21 protein-coding genes and 1 riboswitch are annotated in these 19,806 nt (G+C 70.6%); of the genes, 10 read left to right on the top strand and 11 right to left on the bottom strand.

Annotation, left to right across the window (positions count from 1 at the left end):
* Positions 1–10: 10 nt before the first annotated feature.
* A complete protein-coding gene (locus ABZX90_RS37775; RefSeq protein ID WP_355212765.1) occupies positions 11–1,117 on the top strand; it encodes a GNAT family N-acetyltransferase in 1,107 nt (368 codons plus the stop codon).
* Between the two features lie 42 nt (positions 1,118–1,159).
* Here ABZX90_RS37775 and ABZX90_RS37770 read toward each other — a convergent pair whose 3' ends face one another.
* The gene (locus ABZX90_RS37770) at positions 1,160–1,423 is read right to left on the bottom strand and encodes a DUF4031 domain-containing protein (protein WP_351120648.1); all 264 of its coding nucleotides are present in this window, start codon (positions 1,421–1,423) and stop codon (positions 1,160–1,162) included.
* Positions 1,420–1,815, bottom strand: coding sequence for a hypothetical protein (locus ABZX90_RS37765; RefSeq protein ID WP_351120650.1), 396 nt, complete (start codon positions 1,813–1,815; stop codon positions 1,420–1,422). Before ABZX90_RS37765 ends, ABZX90_RS37770 begins: the two co-directional genes overlap by 4 nt.
* 56 nt (positions 1,816–1,871) lie before the next feature.
* Between ABZX90_RS37765 and ABZX90_RS37760 the strand changes: the two genes are divergently transcribed.
* The 4 genes from ABZX90_RS37760 to ABZX90_RS37745 all read left to right on the top strand — a co-directional run bounded on the left by ABZX90_RS37760 (position 1,872) and on the right by ABZX90_RS37745 (position 6,000).
* Complete coding sequence (locus ABZX90_RS37760) at positions 1,872–2,792, top strand: MurR/RpiR family transcriptional regulator (protein WP_355212762.1); 921 nt, start codon at positions 1,872–1,874, stop codon at positions 2,790–2,792.
* A gap of 209 nt (positions 2,793–3,001) precedes the next feature.
* Positions 3,002–3,937: an N-acetylmuramic acid 6-phosphate etherase gene (murQ, locus tag ABZX90_RS37755; RefSeq protein ID WP_355212761.1), complete on the top strand. Its 936-nt coding sequence runs from the start codon at positions 3,002–3,004 to the stop codon at positions 3,935–3,937.
* 16 nt (positions 3,938–3,953) lie between these two features.
* Positions 3,954–5,366, top strand: a complete 1,413-nt coding sequence (locus ABZX90_RS37750) for a PTS transporter subunit EIIC (RefSeq protein WP_355212759.1) — start codon at positions 3,954–3,956, stop codon at positions 5,364–5,366.
* Positions 5,367–5,412: 46 nt separating this feature from the next.
* Positions 5,413–6,000 carry a hypothetical protein gene (locus ABZX90_RS37745; RefSeq protein ID WP_351120658.1) on the top strand — a complete coding sequence of 196 codons (588 nt, stop codon included), beginning with the start codon at positions 5,413–5,415 and terminating at the stop codon, positions 5,998–6,000.
* 27 nt (positions 6,001–6,027) lie between these two features.
* Here ABZX90_RS37745 and ABZX90_RS37740 read toward each other — a convergent pair whose 3' ends face one another.
* Complete coding sequence (locus tag ABZX90_RS37740) at positions 6,028–6,252, bottom strand: hypothetical protein (protein WP_351120817.1); 225 nt, start codon at positions 6,250–6,252, stop codon at positions 6,028–6,030.
* Between the two features lie 121 nt (positions 6,253–6,373).
* Between ABZX90_RS37740 and ABZX90_RS37735 the strand changes: the two genes are divergently transcribed.
* Together ABZX90_RS37735 and ABZX90_RS37730 are read left to right on the top strand one after the other, a co-directional pair.
* Positions 6,374–7,216: a helix-turn-helix transcriptional regulator gene (locus tag ABZX90_RS37735; protein ID WP_355212756.1), complete on the top strand. Its 843-nt coding sequence runs from the start codon at positions 6,374–6,376 to the stop codon at positions 7,214–7,216.
* On the top strand, positions 7,197–7,409 hold the full coding sequence (locus tag ABZX90_RS37730) for a DUF397 domain-containing protein (RefSeq protein WP_351120662.1): 213 nt from the start codon (positions 7,197–7,199) through the stop codon (positions 7,407–7,409). The genes ABZX90_RS37735 and ABZX90_RS37730 overlap by 20 nt, the downstream gene beginning before the upstream one ends.
* A gap of 115 nt (positions 7,410–7,524) precedes the next feature.
* Here ABZX90_RS37730 and ABZX90_RS37725 read toward each other — a convergent pair whose 3' ends face one another.
* The 5 genes from ABZX90_RS37725 to thrC form a co-directional block, all read right to left on the bottom strand.
* Complete coding sequence (locus ABZX90_RS37725) at positions 7,525–8,646, bottom strand: NADH:flavin oxidoreductase (protein ID WP_351120664.1); 1,122 nt, start codon at positions 8,644–8,646, stop codon at positions 7,525–7,527.
* 274 nt (positions 8,647–8,920) lie between these two features.
* Positions 8,921–10,546 carry a chaperonin GroEL gene (groL, locus tag ABZX90_RS37720; protein ID WP_266760010.1) on the bottom strand — a complete coding sequence of 542 codons (1,626 nt, stop codon included), beginning with the start codon at positions 10,544–10,546 and terminating at the stop codon, positions 8,921–8,923.
* Between the two features lie 391 nt (positions 10,547–10,937).
* The gene (locus ABZX90_RS37715; protein ID WP_005315736.1) at positions 10,938–11,141 is read right to left on the bottom strand and encodes a cold-shock protein; all 204 of its coding nucleotides are present in this window, start codon (positions 11,139–11,141) and stop codon (positions 10,938–10,940) included.
* A 442-nt stretch (positions 11,142–11,583) separates the two neighbouring features.
* A complete protein-coding gene (locus ABZX90_RS37710; protein ID WP_351120667.1) occupies positions 11,584–11,859 on the bottom strand; it encodes a MoaD/ThiS family protein in 276 nt (91 codons plus the stop codon).
* Complete coding sequence (thrC, locus tag ABZX90_RS37705; RefSeq protein WP_351120668.1) at positions 11,856–13,163, bottom strand: threonine synthase; 1,308 nt, start codon at positions 13,161–13,163, stop codon at positions 11,856–11,858. The genes ABZX90_RS37710 and thrC overlap by 4 nt, the downstream gene beginning before the upstream one ends.
* Positions 13,164–13,180: 17 nt before the next feature.
* A riboswitch (SAM riboswitch) is annotated at positions 13,181–13,337 on the bottom strand.
* A 205-nt stretch (positions 13,338–13,542) separates the two neighbouring features.
* Here thrC and ABZX90_RS37700 point away from each other — a divergent pair.
* On the top strand, positions 13,543–14,487 hold the full coding sequence (locus ABZX90_RS37700; protein ID WP_355212753.1) for a glucosyl-3-phosphoglycerate synthase: 945 nt from the start codon (positions 13,543–13,545) through the stop codon (positions 14,485–14,487).
* Positions 14,488–14,565: 78 nt separating this feature from the next.
* Complete coding sequence (locus tag ABZX90_RS37695; protein ID WP_351120672.1) at positions 14,566–16,023, top strand: trehalose-6-phosphate synthase; 1,458 nt, start codon at positions 14,566–14,568, stop codon at positions 16,021–16,023.
* Between the two features lie 16 nt (positions 16,024–16,039).
* Here ABZX90_RS37695 and otsB read toward each other — a convergent pair whose 3' ends face one another.
* The 3 genes from otsB to ABZX90_RS37680 all read right to left on the bottom strand — a co-directional run bounded on the left by otsB (position 16,040) and on the right by ABZX90_RS37680 (position 18,619).
* Positions 16,040–16,894 (bottom strand): trehalose-phosphatase, encoded by an 855-nt coding sequence (otsB, locus tag ABZX90_RS37690; RefSeq protein ID WP_355212751.1) that lies wholly within the window; start codon positions 16,892–16,894, stop codon positions 16,040–16,042.
* 207 nt (positions 16,895–17,101) lie between these two features.
* Positions 17,102–17,329, bottom strand: a complete 228-nt coding sequence (locus ABZX90_RS37685) for a DUF3263 domain-containing protein (protein WP_351120676.1) — start codon at positions 17,327–17,329, stop codon at positions 17,102–17,104.
* Between the two features lie 69 nt (positions 17,330–17,398).
* Positions 17,399–18,619, bottom strand: a complete 1,221-nt coding sequence (locus ABZX90_RS37680) for an extracellular solute-binding protein (protein WP_351120819.1) — start codon at positions 18,617–18,619, stop codon at positions 17,399–17,401.
* Positions 18,620–18,810: 191 nt separating this feature from the next.
* On the opposite strand from ABZX90_RS37680, the gene ABZX90_RS37675 reads away from it, so the two are divergent.
* Positions 18,811–19,806, top strand: coding sequence for an ROK family protein (locus tag ABZX90_RS37675; RefSeq protein ID WP_351120678.1), 996 nt, complete (start codon positions 18,811–18,813; stop codon positions 19,804–19,806).

Genomic DNA, 19,806 nt, shown 5'->3' with positions numbered 1-19,806 from the left:
TCTCGGCCGCATGGCAGACATGGGTGGGGACCAGGTGGAGGAAGCCGTCGCGAGCTGTGCCGCACTGCTCCGGCCGGCGGCCGGGCGCGACTGGGACGGCGTACGGGCAGGACGACTGGAGTGGAGTTGCCGGCGGACCGCCGAGCACATCGCCAGTGATCTCGTCGCGTACGCAGGGCAGTTGGCCGGGCGGGCCACCACGGCGTACGTACCGTTCGAGATCGCCCTGGACGACGGCACCGGCAACGCGGGGATCGTCGACGTGATCGAGGCGACCGGCGGGCTGCTCGCCGCCGCCGTCCGGACGACGCCGCGCGAGGTGCGCGCCTTCCATCCGTATCCGTTCCGCAGCGCGAACCGTGAGGGCTTCGCCGCGATGGGGGTCGCGGAGGTCCTGCTGCACACCCATGACATCGCCGAGGGACTCGGCCTGCCGTACCGGCCGCCGTCCGAGCTGTGCACCTGGGTCCTCACCCGGATCTTCCCGCACGTCCGGCCCGAACCCGACGCCCCGTGGAGCACGCTCCTGTGGGCCACCGGGCGCGGTGACCTGCCCGGCCGCGCACCGCTCACCGAGTGGCGCTGGAGCAACAACCTGGTGATCGACACCGAGCGGCTCACGCTCCAGGGGGTCACCCCGGCCGCCGCCGTCGATCTGCGCGCGGGCGGCACGGGCGGCTTCGAGTGGATCGAGGGCGGCCCGTTCGAGGGCACGCGGGACGCCGCCGGGATGATCGTCAAGGCGTACGAGGAGGGGGTGCACCGGCCGGAGTGGGGCATGTTCGTCCTCGTACGGCGCGAGGACGGGATGGCGGTCGGCGGGATGGGCTTCCACGGCGTGCCCGACGAGGAGGGGCGCGCCGAGGTCGGCTACGACCTGGCGGAGAACGCCCGGGGCCACGGCTACGCGACCGAGGCCTTGCGCGCCCTCTCCGAGCGGGCCCTCGCCCGCGACGACGTGAAGCTCCTGTTCGCCGCCATCGACCGGGACAACGCCCCGTCCCAGCGCGTGATCGCCCGCGCCGGTTTCACCCGCGTGAGCGAGGACGTGGAGCAGGTCGCCTACGAACTGCACGGCATGGAGAGATCGTTGCGGCTGTACGCCCGAGAGGGCTGAGACGGCGGGGCCGTTGGACGCGCGTGCTCAGCCCGCGTGTGGTCAGCTCGCGCGCTTACGGCGGCGCAGACCCGCCCCGTGCAGCAGCCGTACGACCTCGCGGCTGCTGACCTCCACCGCGCCCGCGGCGACCGCGTCGGTGTAGCGGTGCGAGGGGATGTCGTAGTGGTCGCGCTCGAAGGCGCGCGGGGGTGCACCCAACTCCTCGGCGAACGCGTGGAGTTCGTCGTAGGAGACATCACTGATCAGGTGGGACCACACCCGGCCGTGCCCCGGCCAGGTGGGGGGATCGATGTAGACGGTCACGAGGGTGGGTTTCCGCCGGTCGCCGAGCTCAGGGAGCCCACCGAGGCGACCTTCACGCCCGCCTGGTGGCACACCCAGTGCGGGTCGGGGCCCAACTCGGGCTCGACGTCGAGGGCGTGCGGGTCGCCGCTGCCGCACACCGGGCAGAGCGGCCACCGCCCGTACCGCTCCAGGAGCGCGTCCTGCACGTCCTGGGCGACGAGCCCGGCGACGAACCCGGCGCCCTCCGGCCACTGCTCGACCCACCAACGGCGCTGCACCACCGAGTCCTCGACGAGGGAGACGACGTCCGCTTCGGCGACCTGGCCCGCGATCAGGTCGGCGAGCACACGGGCGCGTGCCGCGTGCAACGCCTGCTCCAGGGGGCTGAGTGGGTTGCCGGTGGGGTCCATGCCCCTATTGTGCGCACCCTTGACCGTATGCCCCAAAGGAAAATATCTTTCATGGTGTGACCCATGACGTGAAGGAAATTTTCGCGGGTGAGGCACCGCCCGCCCCCGCCGCCCTCGCGGCCAAGGTGCGGACCCTCGCCCCCTCGATGACGCGCTCCATGCAGCGGGTCGCCGAGGCCGTCGCCGGTGACCCGGCCGGCTGCGCGGCCCTCACGGTCACCGGACTCGCCGAGCTCACCGGCACCAGCGAGGCCACGGTCGTGCGGACGGCCCGGCTCCTCGGCTATCCCGGATACCGCGACCTGCGCCTCGCGCTCGCCGGGCTCGCCGCCCAGCAGCAGTCGGGGCGGGCACCCGCCGTCACCGCCGACATCGCGGTCGACGACCCCATCGCCGACGTCGTGGCGAAGCTCGCGTACGACGAGCAGCAGACCCTCGCCGACACCGCGGCCGCGCTCGACACGGTCCAGCTCGGTGCCGCCGTCGCCGCCATAGCCACCGCCCGCCGCATCGACATCTACGGCGTCGGCGCGTCCGGTCTGGTCGCCCAGGACCTCCTGCAGAAGCTCATGCGGATCGGACTCATAGCCCACGCGCACAGCGACCCGCACCTCGCCGTGACGGGCGCGGTGCAGCTGCGCGCCAAGGACGTGGCGATAGCCATCACGCACTCCGGCTCGACCGGCGACGTCATCGAACCCCTCCGGGTCGCCTTCGAGCACGGGGCGACGACGGTGGCGATCACCGGCAGGCCGGGCGGACCGGTCGCGCAGTACGCCGACCACATCCTGACCACCTCGACCGCCCGCGAGAGCGAGCTGCGCCCGGCGGCCATGTCGTCGCGCACCAGCCAGCTCCTGGTGGTGGACTGTCTGTTCGTGGGGGTCGCCCAGCGCACCTACGAGACGGCGGCGCCCGCGCTGTCCGCCTCGTACGAGGCTCTGGCGCACCGCCACTCCCCGCGCAGCGGCCGATAGCCGCACCGCGCGAACAGACCAGCCGCCCGCACAGACCGGCCTCGCGAACAGACCAGCCTCGCGCACAGACCGGGGGACTCGAATCAGCGGGGAGACCGCGGTCCGTGGGTGGCTGGTCGCGCCCGCGCGGCGGTGCCGCACGTCGTCCCGGCCCGCACCCCTTTTCCGGGGCGCGGTACGACACCTCACCGGAAAGAGCCGCTCCCGTCATGACCTCCATGCCCAACTACGGCGATCTTCGAGCAGAGTTGGAGACGCTGACCACCGAGGCGTTCCGCCCCGAACTGTCCGAGATCGACCGGCTGCCCACGCTGGAGATCGCGCGGCTCATGAACGCGGAGGACGCGACGGTGCCGACAGCCGTCGCCGCGCAGCTCCCGCTCATCGCCGCCGCGATCGACGACATCGCGGAGCGCATGGCCCGCGGCGGGCGCCTCATCTACGCGGGCGCCGGCACCGCGGGCCGCCTCGGTGTGCTGGACGCCTCCGAATGCCCGCCCACCTTCAACACCGATCCGTCCCAGGTCGTGGGCGTGATCGCGGGCGGCCCGACCGCCATGGTCACCTCGATCGAGGGAGCCGAGGACTCCAGGGAGCTGGCGGCGGCCGACCTGGACGCGCTCGCGGTGACGGCCGACGACACGGTGGTCGGTGTCTCCGCCTCGGGCCGTACCCCGTACGCCGTGGGCGCGGTCGAGCACGCCCATAAGCAGGGCGCGCTCACGATCGGCCTGTCCTGCAACGCGCACAGCGCTCTCGCGGCGGCCGCCGACCACGGCATCGAGGTCGTGGTGGGCCCCGAGCTGCTCACCGGCTCCACCCGGCTGAAGTCCGGCACCGCGCAGAAGCTCGTCCTCAACATGCTCTCGACGATCACGATGATCCGGCTCGGCAAGACATACGGGAACCTGATGGTCGACGTACGGGCCTCGAACGAGAAGCTGCGGGCCCGCTCCCGCCGGATCGTCGCGCTCGCCACCGGCGCCTCCGACGAGGAGATCGAGCGCGCGCTGGCCGCCACCGACGGCGAGGTGAAGAACGCCATCCTGACGATCCTCGGCGACGTGGACGGCCCCACGGCCGCCCGCCTTCTGGAGGAGTCCGAGGGCCATCTGCGCGCCGCGCTGGCGAAGGCGTCCGACTGACCAGCACGCTCGGGGAGTGCGCACACCGGACTCCACCACAGCAGCGGCGATCCTCCCCCTCGTGGGCGGCCCGACGAACGTCCTCACCGTCGCCCACTGCATGACCCGGCTCCGACTGGGCCTGCGGGACTCGAACCTGGTGGACGAGGACGGCCTGCGGGCCCTGCCCGCCGTCCTCGGCCTGGTCGCGGACGGCGGCACATACCAGATCGTGCTCGGCCCCGGCACGGTCGCCCGGGTGACGCCGGAGTTCGAGGCCCTGCTGACGACCACGGCCGACCGGCTAGCCCTGCGCGGCAGCGAGCTGAAGGCCGCCCGGACCCGGCGCAACGCCACCCCCCTCAAACTCCTCCTGCGGCGGATCGCGGACGTCTTCGTGCCGCTGATCCCCGCCCTGATCGGCTGCGGGGTGATCGCGGGCCTCAACGGCCTGCTGATCAACCTCGGCGTGCTGACGGGTCTCACCCCCGCCCTGACCGCGATCGCCGCCGGATTCATGGCCCTGATCGCCGTCTTCGTCGGTTACAACACGGCCAAGGAGTTCGGCGGCACCCCGATCCTGGGCGGCGCGGTGGCCTCGGTCGTCGTGTACGCGGGGGTCGCGAAGGTGACGGTCCTCGGCGTGACGCTCGCCCCGGGCCAGGGCGGCGTCCTGGGTGCCCTGGCGGCGGCCGTCCTAGGGACGTACGTGGAGAAGTGGTGCCGCCGCTGGGTCCCGCCGACCCTGGACGTCCTGGTCACCCCCACCCTCACCGTGCTGCTGACCGGCCTGGTGACGCTGTACGCCCTCATGTACACGGCCGGTGAGCTGTCCTCCGCCATCGGCGCGGCCGCGAACTGGCTGCTCTCCACCACGGGCGCCTTCGCCGGGCTCGTCCTGGGCGCCCTGTTCCTCCCCCTGGTGATGCTCGGCCTGCACCAGGCCCTCATCCCCATCCACACCACGCTCATCGAGCAGCAGGGCTACACCGTCCTGCTGCCGGTCCTGGCCATGGCGGGCGCGGGCCAGGTCGGCGCCGCCCTCGCGGTGTACGTCCGGCTGCGCCACGACACCTCATTGCGTACGACGATCAGATCGGCGCTCCCTGCCGGTCTCCTCGGTGTCGGCGAACCCCTGATCTACGGCGTCTCCCTCCCTCTCGGCCGCCCCTTCCTCACCGCCTGCGCGGGCGGAGCGGCGGGCGGAGCCTTCATCGGCTTCTTCTCGATGCTGGGCGACCAGGTGGGCTCGACGGCCATCGGCCCCTCGGGCTGGGCCCTGTTCCCGCTGCTGTCCGGCAACCGGGGCCTCGGCCCCACCGCGGCGATCTACGCGGGCGGCCTGCTCACCGGGTACTTCGTCGGGTTCACGACCACTTATTTCTTCGGCCTCGGCGGTGTGACACCGGCCCGCCGGGCGGAAACGGCCACGGAACAGGCCGCCGTTTAGGACCTGTCCCGGCCGCACTGTCGGTGGCGCGTGCGAGGCTGGGTCCATGAACCACGCACAGCTGACCGCCCTCGGCCGCGCCCTGCGGCTGCTCGGGGAGCACGGCGACGCTCTGAACGCCGACACCCCCGACGCCAAGCTGCACGAGGTCAAGGCGGACCTGAAGCGGGCCCTGGACCTGCTCGACGAGACGGTGACGACGGCGGCGCCGACCACCCGCTGCTCCGAGCATCCGAACGGCCCGGTGGACGAGAGCGCCCCGGACCGCTGCCTGCTCTGCGAGACCCGCCGCCGCACCGCCCGCCGCACCGAGGTCAACGACGCGTACACGCACGGCCGGGCGCCCGCCCCGGACGAGCTGCCCGACCGCACCATGACCCGCTACGGAGTCCGCGCCGACCGCCCCCAGCCCCAGCAGCGCTGGCTCCCGGAGGTCTGGAGCGGCCAGGAGTGGCACCTCTGCGGCACTCCCCGGCGCGACCGCCAGGAAGCCGAGCGCTACCTCGCCGCCGAGCGCCGGACCCCCCGCCCCGGCATGGCCTACCGCCTCGTCCACGAGTTCACCGACTACGAGGTGCTCCGTATCTGGGGCACGCCCGTCAAGGTCGACATCGAACCGATGGGCAATCTGTAGGCGCCCGGTCCCGTCCCTGGCGCGCGGTCACGGCAGGCGCCCCTCCGCGTTGAGCCGCCGCACCCGCGCCCGAAGCACCTCCCCCGGCGGCGCCTCCCCCAGGGCCTCCGCGGGACAGTCCCACTCGCATCCGCCGCCGGGCGGCCGCAGTTGTACGTAGCCGCCCTCGCGCCCCATCACCTGGCCGAGCCGGCCGTCCCGCACGTCGATCGCGTACTCCTCCGTCGGCCGTACCCGGTTGCTCGACGTCATCTCCATCGCACCGATCCCTCCACGCTGAGTGTTCAAGTTCACCACCCAGCGTGGCCATCACCCCTCTAACCTGGCCAGAGTCGGCGCTCCAACAACCCCTCCTGTGTGACAGGGAGTTGCCATGCCCGGACCGAAGGACCTCGATCCGTCCTCCTCACCCCGCGCGATGATCGGTGCGGAGTTGCGGCACGCCCGCGAGAACGCGGGGCTCAGCCAGGCCGAGTTGGGCGAACCGCTCTTCGTCAGCGGTTCGTTCATCGGCCAGCTGGAGGCCGGGACCCGGCGGCTGCACCTCGAATACGCCGTCCAGATAGACGAGATCTTGGGGACGAGCGGGTTCTTCGAGCGCAATTGCAAGGCGCTGGCCAGGTCCAAGTACCCGGACCACTTCGCCGAGGCGGCGGAGGCGGAGGCGATCGCTACGGCGATCAAGCAGTACGCGGCGCTGCTGATCCCTGGCCTGTTGCAGACGCCGGAGTACGCGCGGGCCGTCTTCCGCGCGTACCGTCCGACGGCGACGAAGGATGTCATCGACGAGCTGGTGGCCGCCCGGCTGGAGCGCGCGCAACTGCTCGACGATCCAACAACGCCGCTGTTGTGGGCGGTTCTGGACGAGGCGGTACTGCGCCGAGAGGTAGGCGGAACCGGAGTGATGTCGGAGGCCCTGCGACACCTGACCGCGCTGATCCGACGGCACCGGATCATCGTGCAGGTGCTGCCGTTCGGCTCCGGGGCGCATGCTGCGATGGACGGGCCGCTGAAGCTCATGGAGTTCGAGGACGCACCCACACTCTCCTTCGTCGAGGCACCCGACATGGGGAAGCTGCTGGACGACCCGGCCACGGTCACCCGCCACGCGCTGATGTTCAACCTCCTCCAGGCAGAGGCGCTTTCACCTCAAGAGTCCCTGGCCCTGATCGAATCCGTGGCGCAGGATTACGAGCATGGAGACCAACACCCGTGAGAACGAACTGACCACCGTCGTCTGGCAGAAGTCCAGCTACAGCGGGGGCCAGGGCGGCGACTGCCTCGAAGTCGCCGACGGTCACCCCACGCTCGTCCCCGTCCGGGACTCCAAGAATCCGCTCGGTCCCTCGGTCACCTTCGGGGCCGCCGCCTGGACCGCCTTCGTCGGTCACCTCGGCGCCACCGGCTGACCGGCGCGGGGCAGCAAAAAAGGGACGGCGCCCGCGTTGCGGCGGGCGCCGTCCCTCCCCCGTTCCCCCGTGGTCCGGATGCCGAGCCCGCACGGCGGGCTCGGGTCGGCTCAGGTCAGCTCAGCGAGCGCAGCGCCGCCGCGTCGTACGGGGCCAGCTCGTCGAAGCGGCCGGCCAGGACCTTCGCGGCCCACTCGGGGTCCTGGAGCAGCGCGCGGCCGATGGCGACGAGGTCGAACTCGTCGCGCTCCATGCGGTCGAGGAGGTCGTCGATGCCCTTGACCGGGGAACCCTCACCCTGGAAGGCCTTGATGAAGTCGCCGTCCAGGCCGACCGAGCCGACGGTGATGGTGGGCTTGCCCGTCAGCTTCTTCGTCCAGCCGGCGAGGTTGAGGTCGGAGCCGTCGAACTCGGGCAGCCAGTAGCGGCGCGTGGAGGCGTGGAAGGCGTCCACTCCGGCGGCGGCGAGCGGCGTGAGGATCGCCTCCAGCTCCTCCGGGGTCTCGGCGAGCCGGGCGTCGTAGGCCTGCTGCTTCCACTGCGAGTAGCGGAAGATGACGGGGAACTCCGGCGAGACCGCGGCCCGCACCGCCGCGACGATCTCGGCCGAGAACTTCGTACGGGCCACCGGGTCGCCGCCGTACGCGTCCTCGCGGCGGTTGGTGCCCGCCCAGTGGAACTGGTCGAGCAGGTAGCCGTGGGCACCGTGCAGTTCGACACCGTCGAAGCCGATGCGCTCGGCATCGGCGGCGGCCTTGGCGAACGCCTCGATGACGTCGTCGAGGTCCTGCTGGGTCATGCTCTTGCCGGTGACCTCGGCGCCCTCCTTGTAGAGGCCGGAGGGGCCGACGGGCGGGGCGTCCGTGAAGGGCGGCTCGCCCGCCTTGCGGACCATGCCGATGTGCCAGAGCTGCGGGACGATCGTGCCGCCCGCCGCGTGCACGGCGTCGGCGACCTTCGCCCATCCGGCGAGCTGGTCCTCGCCGTGGAAGCGCGGCACCGCGTCGCTCTGTCCGGCCGAGTCGTGGCCGACGTAGGTGCCCTCGGTGACGATCAGGCCGACGCCCGCGGCGGCGCGGCGGGAGTAGTAGCCCACCACGTCCTCCCCCGGTACACCGCCCGGCGAGAACATCCGGGTCATCGGGGCCATGGCGATCCGGTTCGGGACGGTCAGGCCGTTGATCGAGACGGGACGGGACAGGATCTCGGCTGCGCGGGTCGCGGCGTCAGCGGTCACGTGGGGGCTCCTCGGCGGGGTGGTCGGTATGACGTCGTGGTCGGCGAGGCAGGAGATTCCATGCGGTATGTGCACATGCATCGACTGCTCTTCAGCGACAACCGCCGCACCGGGCACGGCATTCCGCCACGTCGCGAACTGCCGCTGTGATCCGGGCCACGCTCACGGGGAGGGAACCCGGCCGCAGGGACTCGGAAAACGCCCGAGGGCGGCACCCTCCCTCTCGGGAAGGTGCCGCCCTCGGAACGTCAGGACGATGATCGACCGGGGTCGATCAGAAGTCCATGTCACCGCCCGGCATGCCGCCCGGAGCGCCGCCGGCAGCGGCCTTCTCCGGCTTGTCGGCGATGACGGCCTCGGTGGTGAGGAACAGCGCGGCGATGGAGGCGGCGTTCTGCAGAGCAGAGCGGGTCACCTTCGCCGGGTCGATGATGCCTTCGGCGATCATGTCGACGTACTCACCGGTCGCGGCGTTCAGGCCGTGACCGACGGGCAGGTTGCGCACCTTCTCGACGATGACGCCACCCTCGAGACCACCGTTGACGGCGATCTGCTTGAGCGGGGCCTCCAGGGCGAGCTTCACGGCGTTGGCGCCGGTCGCCTCGTCACCCGTGAGCTCGAGCTTCTCGAAGACCGAGGAAGCCTGGAGCAGAGCCACGCCACCACCGGCGACGATGCCCTCCTCGACGGCCGCCTTCGCGTTGCGAACGGCGTCCTCGATGCGGTGCTTGCGCTCCTTGAGCTCGACCTCGGTGGCGGCACCGGCCTTGATGACGGCCACGCCGCCGGCCAGCTTCGCCAGACGCTCCTGGAGCTTCTCGCGGTCGTAGTCCGAGTCCGAGTTCTCGATCTCGGCACGGATCTGGTTGACCCGGCCGGCGACCTGGTCGGCAGAGCCGGAGCCGTCGACGATCGTGGTCTCGTCCTTGGTGATGACGACCTTGCGGGCGCGGCCCAGCAGGTCCAGACCCGCGTTCTCCAGCTTGAGGCCGACCTCCTCGGAGATGACCTCGCCGCCCGTGAGGATGGCGATGTCGCCGAGCATGGCCTTGCGGCGGTCACCGAAGCCCGGAGCCTTGACGGCGACGGACTTGAAGGTGCCACGGATCTTGTTGACGACCAGGGTCGACAGGGCCTCGCCCTCGACGTCCTCAGCGATGATCAGCAGCGGCTTGCCGCCCTGCATGACCTTCTCGAGGAGCGGGAGCAGGTCCTTGACGTTCGCGATCTTGGAGTTCGCGATCAGGATGTACGGGTCGTCGAGGACGGCCTCCATACGCTCCATGTCGGTGGCGAAGTACGCCGAGATGTAGCCCTTGTCGAAGCGCATGCCCTCGGTGAGTTCCAGCTCCAGACCGAAGGTCTGGGACTCCTCGACGGTGATGACGCCTTCCTTGCCGACCTTGTCCATCGCCTCGGCGATGAGCTCGCCGATCTGGGTGTCGGCGGCGGAGATGGAGGCCGTGGAAGCGATCTGCTCCTTGGTCTCGACATCCTTGGCCTGCTCAAGGAGGGCACCGGAGACAGCCTCGACGGCCTTCTCGATACCGCGCTTGAGGGCCATCGGGTTGGCGCCGGCGGCGACGTTGCGCAGACCCTCGCGCACGAGCGCCTGGGCCAGCACGGTCGCCGTGGTCGTACCGTCGCCCGCGACGTCGTCCGTCTTCTTGGCGACTTCCTTGACCAGCTCGGCGCCGATCTTCTCGTACGGGTCCTCGAGCTCGATCTCCTTGGCGATGGAAACACCATCGTTGGTGATCGTGGGCGCGCCCCACTTCTTCTCGAGGACGACGTTGCGGCCCTTGGGGCCAAGGGTGACCTTGACGGCGTCGGCGAGCTGGTTCATCCCGCGCTCGAGACCGCGCCGTGCCTCCTCGTCGAACGCGATGATCTTGGCCATGTGAAGTGGTCCTCCCGGACGGGGTGGATTGCTCCGGATCGTGCCCGCGCCCGCGACGGACGGCCTGCAAGCCTTGTGGTTCCTTGCCCCACAGGCCCGCGGGCCTCACTGGCCCGATCCAAGTTCTGTCACTCTCACTGGGAGAGTGCTAACGCCAATGATTAGCACTCGACCCCTGCGAGTGCAAGCGCCTCTCGTGAAAACGGGCCCCACGAGCGGCCTCCGTACGGGCCTCCGGGCGCAGCCTCCGCGCGGCGCCCGAGAAGGCGCTCGCGGGCGCGCGGGCGCGCGCAGGACAGCGGAGGGCGGCCGAGGACGCACGAGAGGCCCGCATCCCTGGTGGGATGCGGGCCCCCCGGCGTGAGTGCGTCGGTGGTCGTTCGCGCCCGGATCAGACGGCGAGTTTGACCATGTCCGCCTGCGGACCCTTCTGGCCCTGCGAGATTTCGAACTCCACTCGCTGACCCTCTTCAAGGGTGCGGTAGCCGTCCATCTGAATCGCGCTGTAGTGCACGAAGACGTCCGCACCACCGTCGACCGCGATGAAGCCGTACCCCTTCTCCGCGTTGAACCACTTGACGGTGCCCTGAGCCATGCCTAACTCCCCTATTACTGGCCCTTGCACAGATCCACACTTCGCGGATCCGGGTCAAACCTCACCCCCCCAACGGTTGGGGGTGTGCGCCGGAACGCGTCGACCGCGGCTGAATGTATCTGTCCAACTGCCGTCTGCAACAGGTCAATCGGACGAGAATTCTGGGCATGGCTGATCGCTGATATGCGGAGAATGTGCAAGGATTCAGGGCAAGTCGGGCCCCGTAAATGCCATAAACGGCTCAAATAGGCGGGGCAGTTTGGCTACTTCTTGTCGGATGCCGGGCAAGAACTCATATGCGTCCGGCATGAAACCAACATCGAAAGCGAAGCGACTTCCCCAACTGTAGCGCGCTCAACCCTACAGAATTGCCCCCTCCGTTTCTCTCACGGAGGGGGCAATTCGATGAACTCAGCGTGTTCGGCATTACCGAGGGTAACGATCAGCCTCCGGCGACGGCCGGAATGATCGAGACACCGACACCGTCCGGGGTCGCCGTCTGAAGGCCCTGCTCGAACCGGACGTCGTCGTCGTTGACGTACACGTTGACGAAGCGGCGCAGCTTGCCCTGGTCGTCCAGAACGCGCGCGGCGATGCCCGTGTGGTTGCTCTCCAAGTCGGCGATGACCTCGGCGAGGGTCGTGCCCTCGGCCGACACCTCGGCGGCGCCCCCGGTGTAGGTGCGCAGGATGGTGGGGATGCGGACGTTGACGCTCATGATGCGAGGCCAGCCTCTCGGAAGGAGTCGAGGTTCGGGCGGATGGTCGCGGTCAGCCCGGTGTCCGAGGCCACCGCGTCCAGAGTCTTGAGGCCGTCGCCGGTGTTCAGCACGACCGTGGTGAGGGTCGGGTCGAGAAGACCGTTCTCGATCAGCTTGCGGGTGACGCCCACGGTCACACCACCGGCCGTCTCCGCGAAGATGCCCTCCGTGCGCGCGAGCAGCTTGATCGCGTCGACGATCTGCTCGTCGTTCACGTCCTCCACCGCACCGCCGGTGCGCCGCGCGATGTCGAGCACGTACGGCCCGTCCGCGGGGTTGCCGATGGCCAGCGACTTGGCGATGGTGTCCGGCTTCTGCGGCCGTACGACGTCGTGGCCGGCCTTGTAGGCGACGGACACCGGGGAGCAGCCCTCGGCCTGCGCGCCGAAGATCTTGTACGGCTTGTCCTCGACGAGCCCGAGCTTGATCAGCTCCTGCAGTCCCTTGTCGATCTTCGTGAGCTGGGAGCCGGAGGCGATCGGCACGACGAGCTGGTCGGGGAGCTTCCAGCCGAGCTGCTCGCAGATCTCGTACGCCAGCGTCTTGGAGCCCTCGGCGTAGTACGGCCGCAGGTTGACGTTGACGAAGCCCCAGCCCTCGCCGGCCGGGTCGCCGATCAGCTCGGAGCAGAAGCGGTTCACGTCGTCGTAGTTGCCCTGGATGCCGACGAGCTCGCCGCCGTAGACCGCGGCCATGACGACCTTGCCCTGCTCCAGGTCGTGCGGGATGAACACGCAGGAGCGGAAGCCGGCGCGGGCCGCCGCGGCGCCGACGGCGCCGGCGAGGTTGCCGGTGGAGGAGCAGGAGAGGGTGGTGAAGCCGAAGGCGCGGGCCGCTTCGATGGCCTGGGCGACGACGCGGTCCTTGAAGGAGTGCGTCGGGTTGCCGGAGTCGTCCTTGACGAAGAGCTTGCCGGCGTCGACACCGAGCGCGCGGGCCAGGTTGTCGGCCTGGACGAGCTTGGTCCAGCCGGGGTTGATGTTCGGCTTCTCGGCCACGTCCGCGGGGACGGGCAGGAGGGGCGCGTAGCGCCAGATGTTCGCGGGTCCCGCTTCGATGCGCTTGCGGAGCTCCTCGGTTTCGTAGGCCGAGAAGTCGTAGGCGATCTCCAGCGGGCCGAAACACTCCTCGCAGGCGAAGACCGGACCGAGCGGGACGCGGTGCCCGCACTCGCGGCAGGAAAGCGCCGCGGCCGGGCCGAGGTCCACCGCTTCGGCGGAGCTCACGGAGTTCGTGGTGCTTGCAACTGTCTGCGCAGCCATGGAGGCGAGGCCCTTTCTCCTCATCTTCCTCACGACGCACTTCGCCGTGAGACGGATTTGGCACCTTCCCTAGCCGGGAGCCTCGCGACGCGATCGACATCGATCGGTACGAGACCGGCTGGAGGGTTGCCGGGGCTTCATCGGGCCGTATCCCTCTGCCCCTCTGGATGAGCGGTATTTAATTGTTGGACTGTTGAACGCGATACGTACCGACGATCCAGGACATGCGATGGTCATCCGCGTTGTTCAAGACTGTAACCGAAGGCCAGGACAGTTGAGATAGTCGTCCGAACCGCGAGACGACGGCAATCGATCTGCCGCTGGCCGCAGCGGGCACGCTGATGAGAGCGTGTGATCAGACAGTGAGGAGCCGCAGACCGTGCTGAAAGAAGTCGAAAGCTGGCTGGGCACACGCTCCTGGTCCCTGACCGACCGCCCGCTCCACAGGCTCATGGCCGCGAAACGCATCACGGGGTCGACGGTCAGTGTCGTGCTGCCCGCGCTCAACGAGGAGGAGACGGTCGGCGAGATCGTCGCGATCATCCGCCACGACCTGATGCAGCAGGTACCCCTCGTCGACGAGATCGTCGTCGTCGACTCGGGCTCGACGGACCGCACCTCCGCGGTCGCCGCCGCCGCGGGCGCGAGAGTCGTGCACCGCGACGACATCCTCCCGCGGATTCCGGCAGTGCCCGGCAAGGGCGAGGTGCTCTGGCGGTCACTGCTCGTGACGAGCGGGGACATCGTCTGTTTCATCGACGCGGACCTCAAGGAGTTCTCGTCCGACTTCGTCTCCGGAATCGTGGGCCCGCTGCTCACCGACCCCGGCGTCGATCTGGTCAAGGCCATGTACGACCGCCCGCTGGGCGGCGCCTCGGGACAGGGCGGCCGGGTCACCGAGCTGATGGCCCGCCCCCTGCTCAACATGCACTGGCCGCAGCTCGCGGGCTTCGTCCAGCCCCTCGGCGGCGAGTACGCGGCCCGTCGCTCCCTGCTCGAACAGCTCCCGTTCCCCGTCGGCTACGGCGTGGAGTTGGGCATGCTCGTCGACGCCCTGCACCTGGTGGGTCTGGACGCCCTCGCCCAGGTCGACGTCGGCGTCCGCAAACACCGCCACCAGGACGGCCAGGCCCTCGGCCGGATGGCCGCCGCGATCTACCGCACCGCCCAGCTCCGGCTGGCCCGCGGGCACCTGATCCGCCCCGCCCTCACCCAGTTCGAGCGCGGCCGGGACGGTTTCCAGCCGCGCACGTACTCGGTCGACACGGAGGAAAGGCCACCGATGACCGAAATCTCCGAGTACCAGCGGCGCAGAGCCGCGTAGACCAGCCCGACCGGCCGGCGATCGCATACGGCCGAAGGGAACGTTTGAGCGTTTCGACACGGGGCTAGGTTTCGAGGCATGGCTTCAACGCACGGTGCCCACCGGATTCTGGTCGCGTCCAACCGCGGCCCGATCACCTACGAGGTACGGGAGGACGACTCGCTGCACGCCCGGCGCGGCGGCGGCGGCCTCGTCTCGGGACTCTCGGCGATCGGGCCGGACGCGGGCGCGCTATGGGTGTGCTCGGCCCTCGGCGACGGCGACCGGGAGGCGGTACGGCGCGGAGTCGGCGAGGACGGCGTGCGGATGCTCGCCATCGACGCCGAGGTGCACGCCGACGCGTACAACGGCATCGCCAACTCCGTGCTGTGGTTCGTCCACCACATGCTGTACCAGACCCCGCTGGAGCCGGTCTTCGACGCGGAGTTCCGGCGCCAGTGGGAGTCGTACCGGACCTACAACCGTGCCTTCGCCGAGGCGCTGGCCGAGGAGGCCGCCGAGGGCGCCTCGGTACTGGTCCAGGACTACCACCTGTGCCTGGTGCCGGGGATGCTCCGCGAGCTGCGCCCCGACCTGCGCATCGGCCACTTCTCCCACACGCCGTGGGCACCCGAGGACTACTTCCGGATGCTCCCCGACGACATCCGCGCGGAGCTGGTGGGGGGCATGCTCGGCGCGGACCGGGTCGCGTTCCTGACCTGGCGGTGGGCGACGGCCTTCATGCTCTGCGCGGAGAAGGCCGACCCCGAGCGCTACTGCGCGACCTGGCCCTCGGGCACCCCCAGGGCGATCGAGCACCTGGACGGCGTCCGGCCGCCCGTGCGCGAGACCCTCGTCGGCGTGCACGGTCTCGGCGCGGACGCCGAGTTCCTGCGCGAGCGCTCCCACCGGCCGGACGTCGAGGAGCGGATGGCCGCGCTGCGCGAGGAGATCGGCGAGGGCCGCAGGACCGTCGTGCGCGTCGACCGGACCGAGCTGTCCAAGAACATCGTGCGGGGACTGCTGGCGTACCGGCAGCTTCTCGACGACCACCCGGAGTGGCGCGAGCGGGTGGTCCACGTGGCCTTCGCCTACCCCTCCCGGCAGGACCTCGCCGTGTACCGGGAGTACACCGCCGAGGTGCAGCGCGTCGCCGACGAGATCAACTCCCGGTACGGAACGCCCGGTTGGACCCCGGTGGTACTGCACGTCAAGGACGACTTCGCGCGCTCGCTCGCCGCGTACCGGCTGGCCGACGTCGCCCTCGTCAACCCCATCCGGGACGGCATGAACCTCGTCGCCAAGGAGGTCCCGGTCGTCTCCGACGAGGGCTGTGTGCTGGTGCTCTCGCGGGAGGCCGGGGCGTACGAGGAGCTGGGCGAGGACGCGATCTCCGTGAACCCGTACGACGTGACCGGTACGGCGCGGGCGCTGCACGAGGCACTCGTCATGCAGCCGGGCGAACGGGCCGAGCGCACCAAACGGCTGGCCGCCGCGGCCACCGCCCTGCCGCCGGCCCAGTGGTTCCTGGACCAACTGCGCGAGCTGGAGGCCTGAGCGGCAGGAGTTTCAGTCAGGTGAGATGGGCCGCGAGGGCCGCGAGGAGGCGGACGACTCCCGGCGGCCCGTCGACCACCAGGTCGGCCCGTTCGGCGAGTTCACCGACTTCGGAGCTGCCGCTGCACACCAGGAGTCCGGGGACGCCGTCGGAGCGGAGCTTGTCGACGGCGGAGAAGGCGGGCAGGTCGCCCAGGTCGTCACCCGCGTAGAGAACGGCTTCGGCGCCGATCTCCCGGACGTACTCCAGGAGGGCGACCCCCTTGTCCATGCCCGGCGGGCGCAGCTCCAGGACCATACGGCCGGGCTCGACGATCAGGCCGTGCCGGGCGGCCAGTTCGGCCAGCGGCTCACGGAGCGCCTCGAAGGCTGCCTGCGGGTCCGCGGCGCGGCGTGTGTGCACGGCGACCGCGCGGCCCTTCTCCTCGATCCAGGTGCCCTGCCAGGCGCCGATCCCGTCGAGGAACCCCGGCAGCTCGGCGCGGACGGTGGCCACACCGGGGTGCGGGGCGGGCGCGGTGACCGTGCCGCTCACCGCGTCCCAGCGCTCGGCGCCGTAATGGCCGAGGACGACGAGGTGCTCCAGGCCGGGGACGCCCGCGAAGCCGCCGTGCCGCACGGCCACACCGGCGGGGCGGCCGGTGACCACGGCGACGGAGGCGACCTTGGGGGCGAGTGCCGCGAGGGCGGGGACCGCGTCGGGGTGCGCTCTGGCCTGGTCGGGGTCGGGGACGATGGGGGCGAGGGTTCCGTCGAAGTCGAGTGCGACGACCGTCCGGGTGGGGCGGGTGAGGATCGCTTCCAGAGCGTCGCGCCCGGCGGGGGTCACCGGGGTCGGCAAGGAGTCCTTGGATTCGGGGTGGCTGCCCATGGGGCGACCCTATCCGGGTGCGGGCGGGCGCACCCCTGACTCATGGCCGAGCGGGGTACCCGCCCGGCCGGAATGCCTCGCTCCCACGGCTCCGCTTTGCCGAATCCCGGCTCTCGCCGATCCATCCTGCCCGAATCCCGGCTCTCGCCGATCCGTCCTGCCCGGATGCCCGGTCTCACAGATCCGCCCTGCCCTGATGCCCCGGCCTCACCGGTCCGCCCGGCGGGCCTCCCGCACCCGGCGCAGCCTGTTCACCGTCACCGGGTCGTGCGCCAGGGCCCTCGGATCGTCCAGCAGCGCGTTGAGCAGCTGGTAGTAGCGGACCGGGGCCAGGCCCAGCTGTTCGCGTATGGCGCGCTCCTTGGCGCCGGGGCCGGGGAAGCCGCGGCACTCCAGGGCCAGAATGCTCCGTTCGCGCGCGGGCAGCTCTTCCATGGACTGCACGGTAGTCCCCGGCACCGACAAGCACAGACAAGCACCGACAAGCACCGCCGCCGGCCGCCGCTAGCCGGCGCTGTCCGCCATGGTGGCGCCGGCCTGCAGGGAGCCCAGGATTTCGGCGGGATCGCCCTTCGCGCTCACGGCCTTGGCGATCTGGGTCTTGACGTCGGCGCTGACACCGGCCCAGGAGGTCTTGCCGACCGGGTAGAGCACCGAGGACGGAAGCTGGGCGAGGAAGGGCTTCAGGTCCGCGTCGTCCTTGTCGGCCGCCATCGCCTCGGACGCGGAGGAGGTGACCGGCAGCAGGTCGTACTTGTGGGAGAAGGCGAGGACGTTCTTGTCCTCGTAGACGAAGTCGAGGAAGTCGCCGGTCTGCTCGCCGTGGCCGTTCTTCTTGAAGGCCATCATCCAGTCGGCGACACCCATGGTCGCCTTGCTCGTGCCGTCGACGCCGGGCATCGGTACCATGCCGAACTTCACGCCCGCGGTGGCGGCCTGCTTCATCAGCGTGGGGTGTCCGACGAGCATCCCGACGTCACCCCGGGTGAACGCCGAGAAGGCGGCCGCGCGGTTCATCTTGGCAGGTGCGACGGGTCCGGTGAGCCCCTTGCCGACCAGTTCGTCCTTGAGCCAGGTGAGCGTCCGCACGTTCTGTGGAGAGTCGATGGAGTACGTGCCGAGATCGTCGGTGTAGCCGTTCCCGCCGCTCAGCAGCCACTGCATGGTCTCCGCCTGCGCCTCCTCGGGGCCGAGCGGCAGCGCGTAGGGGAACTTCACGCCCTTGGCCTTGAGCGCCCCGGCGTCGGCGGCGAGTTCGCTCCAGGTGTCGGGCGGGGTGATGCCGGCCTCGGAGAACAGGGTCTTGTTGAAGAAGAGCAGACGTGTGGACGCGGCGAACGGCATGCCGTACTGCGTGTGGTCCGTCTGCCCGGCGTCGGTGAGTTCGGAGGCGAAGTCGGCCTGTACGGGGATGGAGAGCAGGTCGTCCACCTTGTAGAGCTCGCCCTTCGCGGCGTAGTCGGCGTAGGCGCCGATCTGCGCCATGTCGGGGGCCTTGCCCGCCGCGACCATCTCCTTGACCTTGCGGTCCACGTCCGTCCAGGGGTAGACGCTGACCTCGACCTTGACGCCCGGGTGGCGGGCCTCGTAGTCCTCGACCAGGGCGTCCCAGTACTTCTGTGAGCTGGTGGCCTTGGAGTCTCCGTAGTCGGCGGCCACGAGTCTCAGCGTCACGTCGGAGGAACCGCCGCCCGGGCCGCCGCAGCCCGCGAGGACCGCCGTCATGCCGAGGGCCGAGATCGCCGAGATCGTTTCTGTCCTGCGCCGCTGCACCGCTAGCACTCCCCAGGCTGTGAGCCGTATCGGCTCCGTCTTTGCTTCTGCGTCCGTTGCATCCGTCTCGGAATGCGGATATAAGGTCTACACCACGTGAGTGGACTAGACCTCTCCAGGGGTAAGGGGCGACACTGTCCCCCGTGAGACATGTCATCGCCCTCGATGTGGGCGGCACCGGGATGAAGGCCGCCCTCGTCGGGGTGGACGGCGAGCCTTCCGCGGGCCGCCCCGACGAGCCGCCGTCGCGGGCCCCAGGGGCCCCCGCGCTGCTCCACCAGGCCCGCCGCGCGACCGGGCGCGAGCGCGGGCCCGACGCCGTCGTCGAGAACATCCTCGACTTCGCCGCCGAACTGCGCGGCTACGGCGAGGAGCACTTCGGCGAGAGCGCCCTGGCCGCCGGCGTCGCCGTCCCCGGCATCGTCGACACCCACAACGGCATCGCGGTCTACGCCGCCAACCTCGGCTGGCGCGACGTCCCGCTGCGCCGGCTGCTCGGCGAGCGGCTCGGCGGCGTGCCCGTCGCCCTCGGGCACGACGTGCGCACCGGCGGGCTCGCGGAGGGCCGGATCGGCGCCGGACAGGGAGCTGACCGCTTCCTCTTCGTCCCGCTGGGCACCGGCATCGCGGGCGCCATCGGCATCAACGGCAGCGTCGAGGAAGGCGCGCACGGCTTCGCGGGCGAGATCGGCCACATCGTCGTACGGCCCGGCGGGGCCCCGTGTCCGTGCGGGCAGCGCGGCTGTCTGGAACGGTTCGCCTCCGCGGCGGCCGTCAGCCAGGCCTGGGCCGAGGCGTCCGGCGACCCGGAGGCGGACGCGGCGGACTGCGCCAAGGCCGTCGAGTCGGGCGACCCGAGGGCTCGGGCCGTCTGGCAGGAGGCCGTCGACGCGCTCGCCGACGGGCTGGTCACCGCGCTCACCCTCCTGGACCCGCGCACCCTGATCATCGGTGGCGGGCTCGCCGAGGCGGGGGAAACCTTGTTCACACCCCTGCGGGCCGCGGTCGAGCGACGCGTCACCTTCCAGAAGTTGCCGTCCATCGTCCCCGCGGCTCTCGGGGACACCGCCGGTTGCCTCGGTGCCGGGCTCCTCGCCCGGGACCTCCTGAACACCACTTCTACGACTCCCCGGAGGTAA

This window comes from Streptomyces sp. NPDC002935 (assembly GCF_040611295.1).
Lineage (GTDB): Bacteria > Actinomycetota > Actinomycetes > Streptomycetales > Streptomycetaceae > Streptomyces.
The sequence above is the reverse complement of the archived record's forward strand: the minus strand, read 5'-3'. Positions and strand labels throughout refer to the sequence as shown.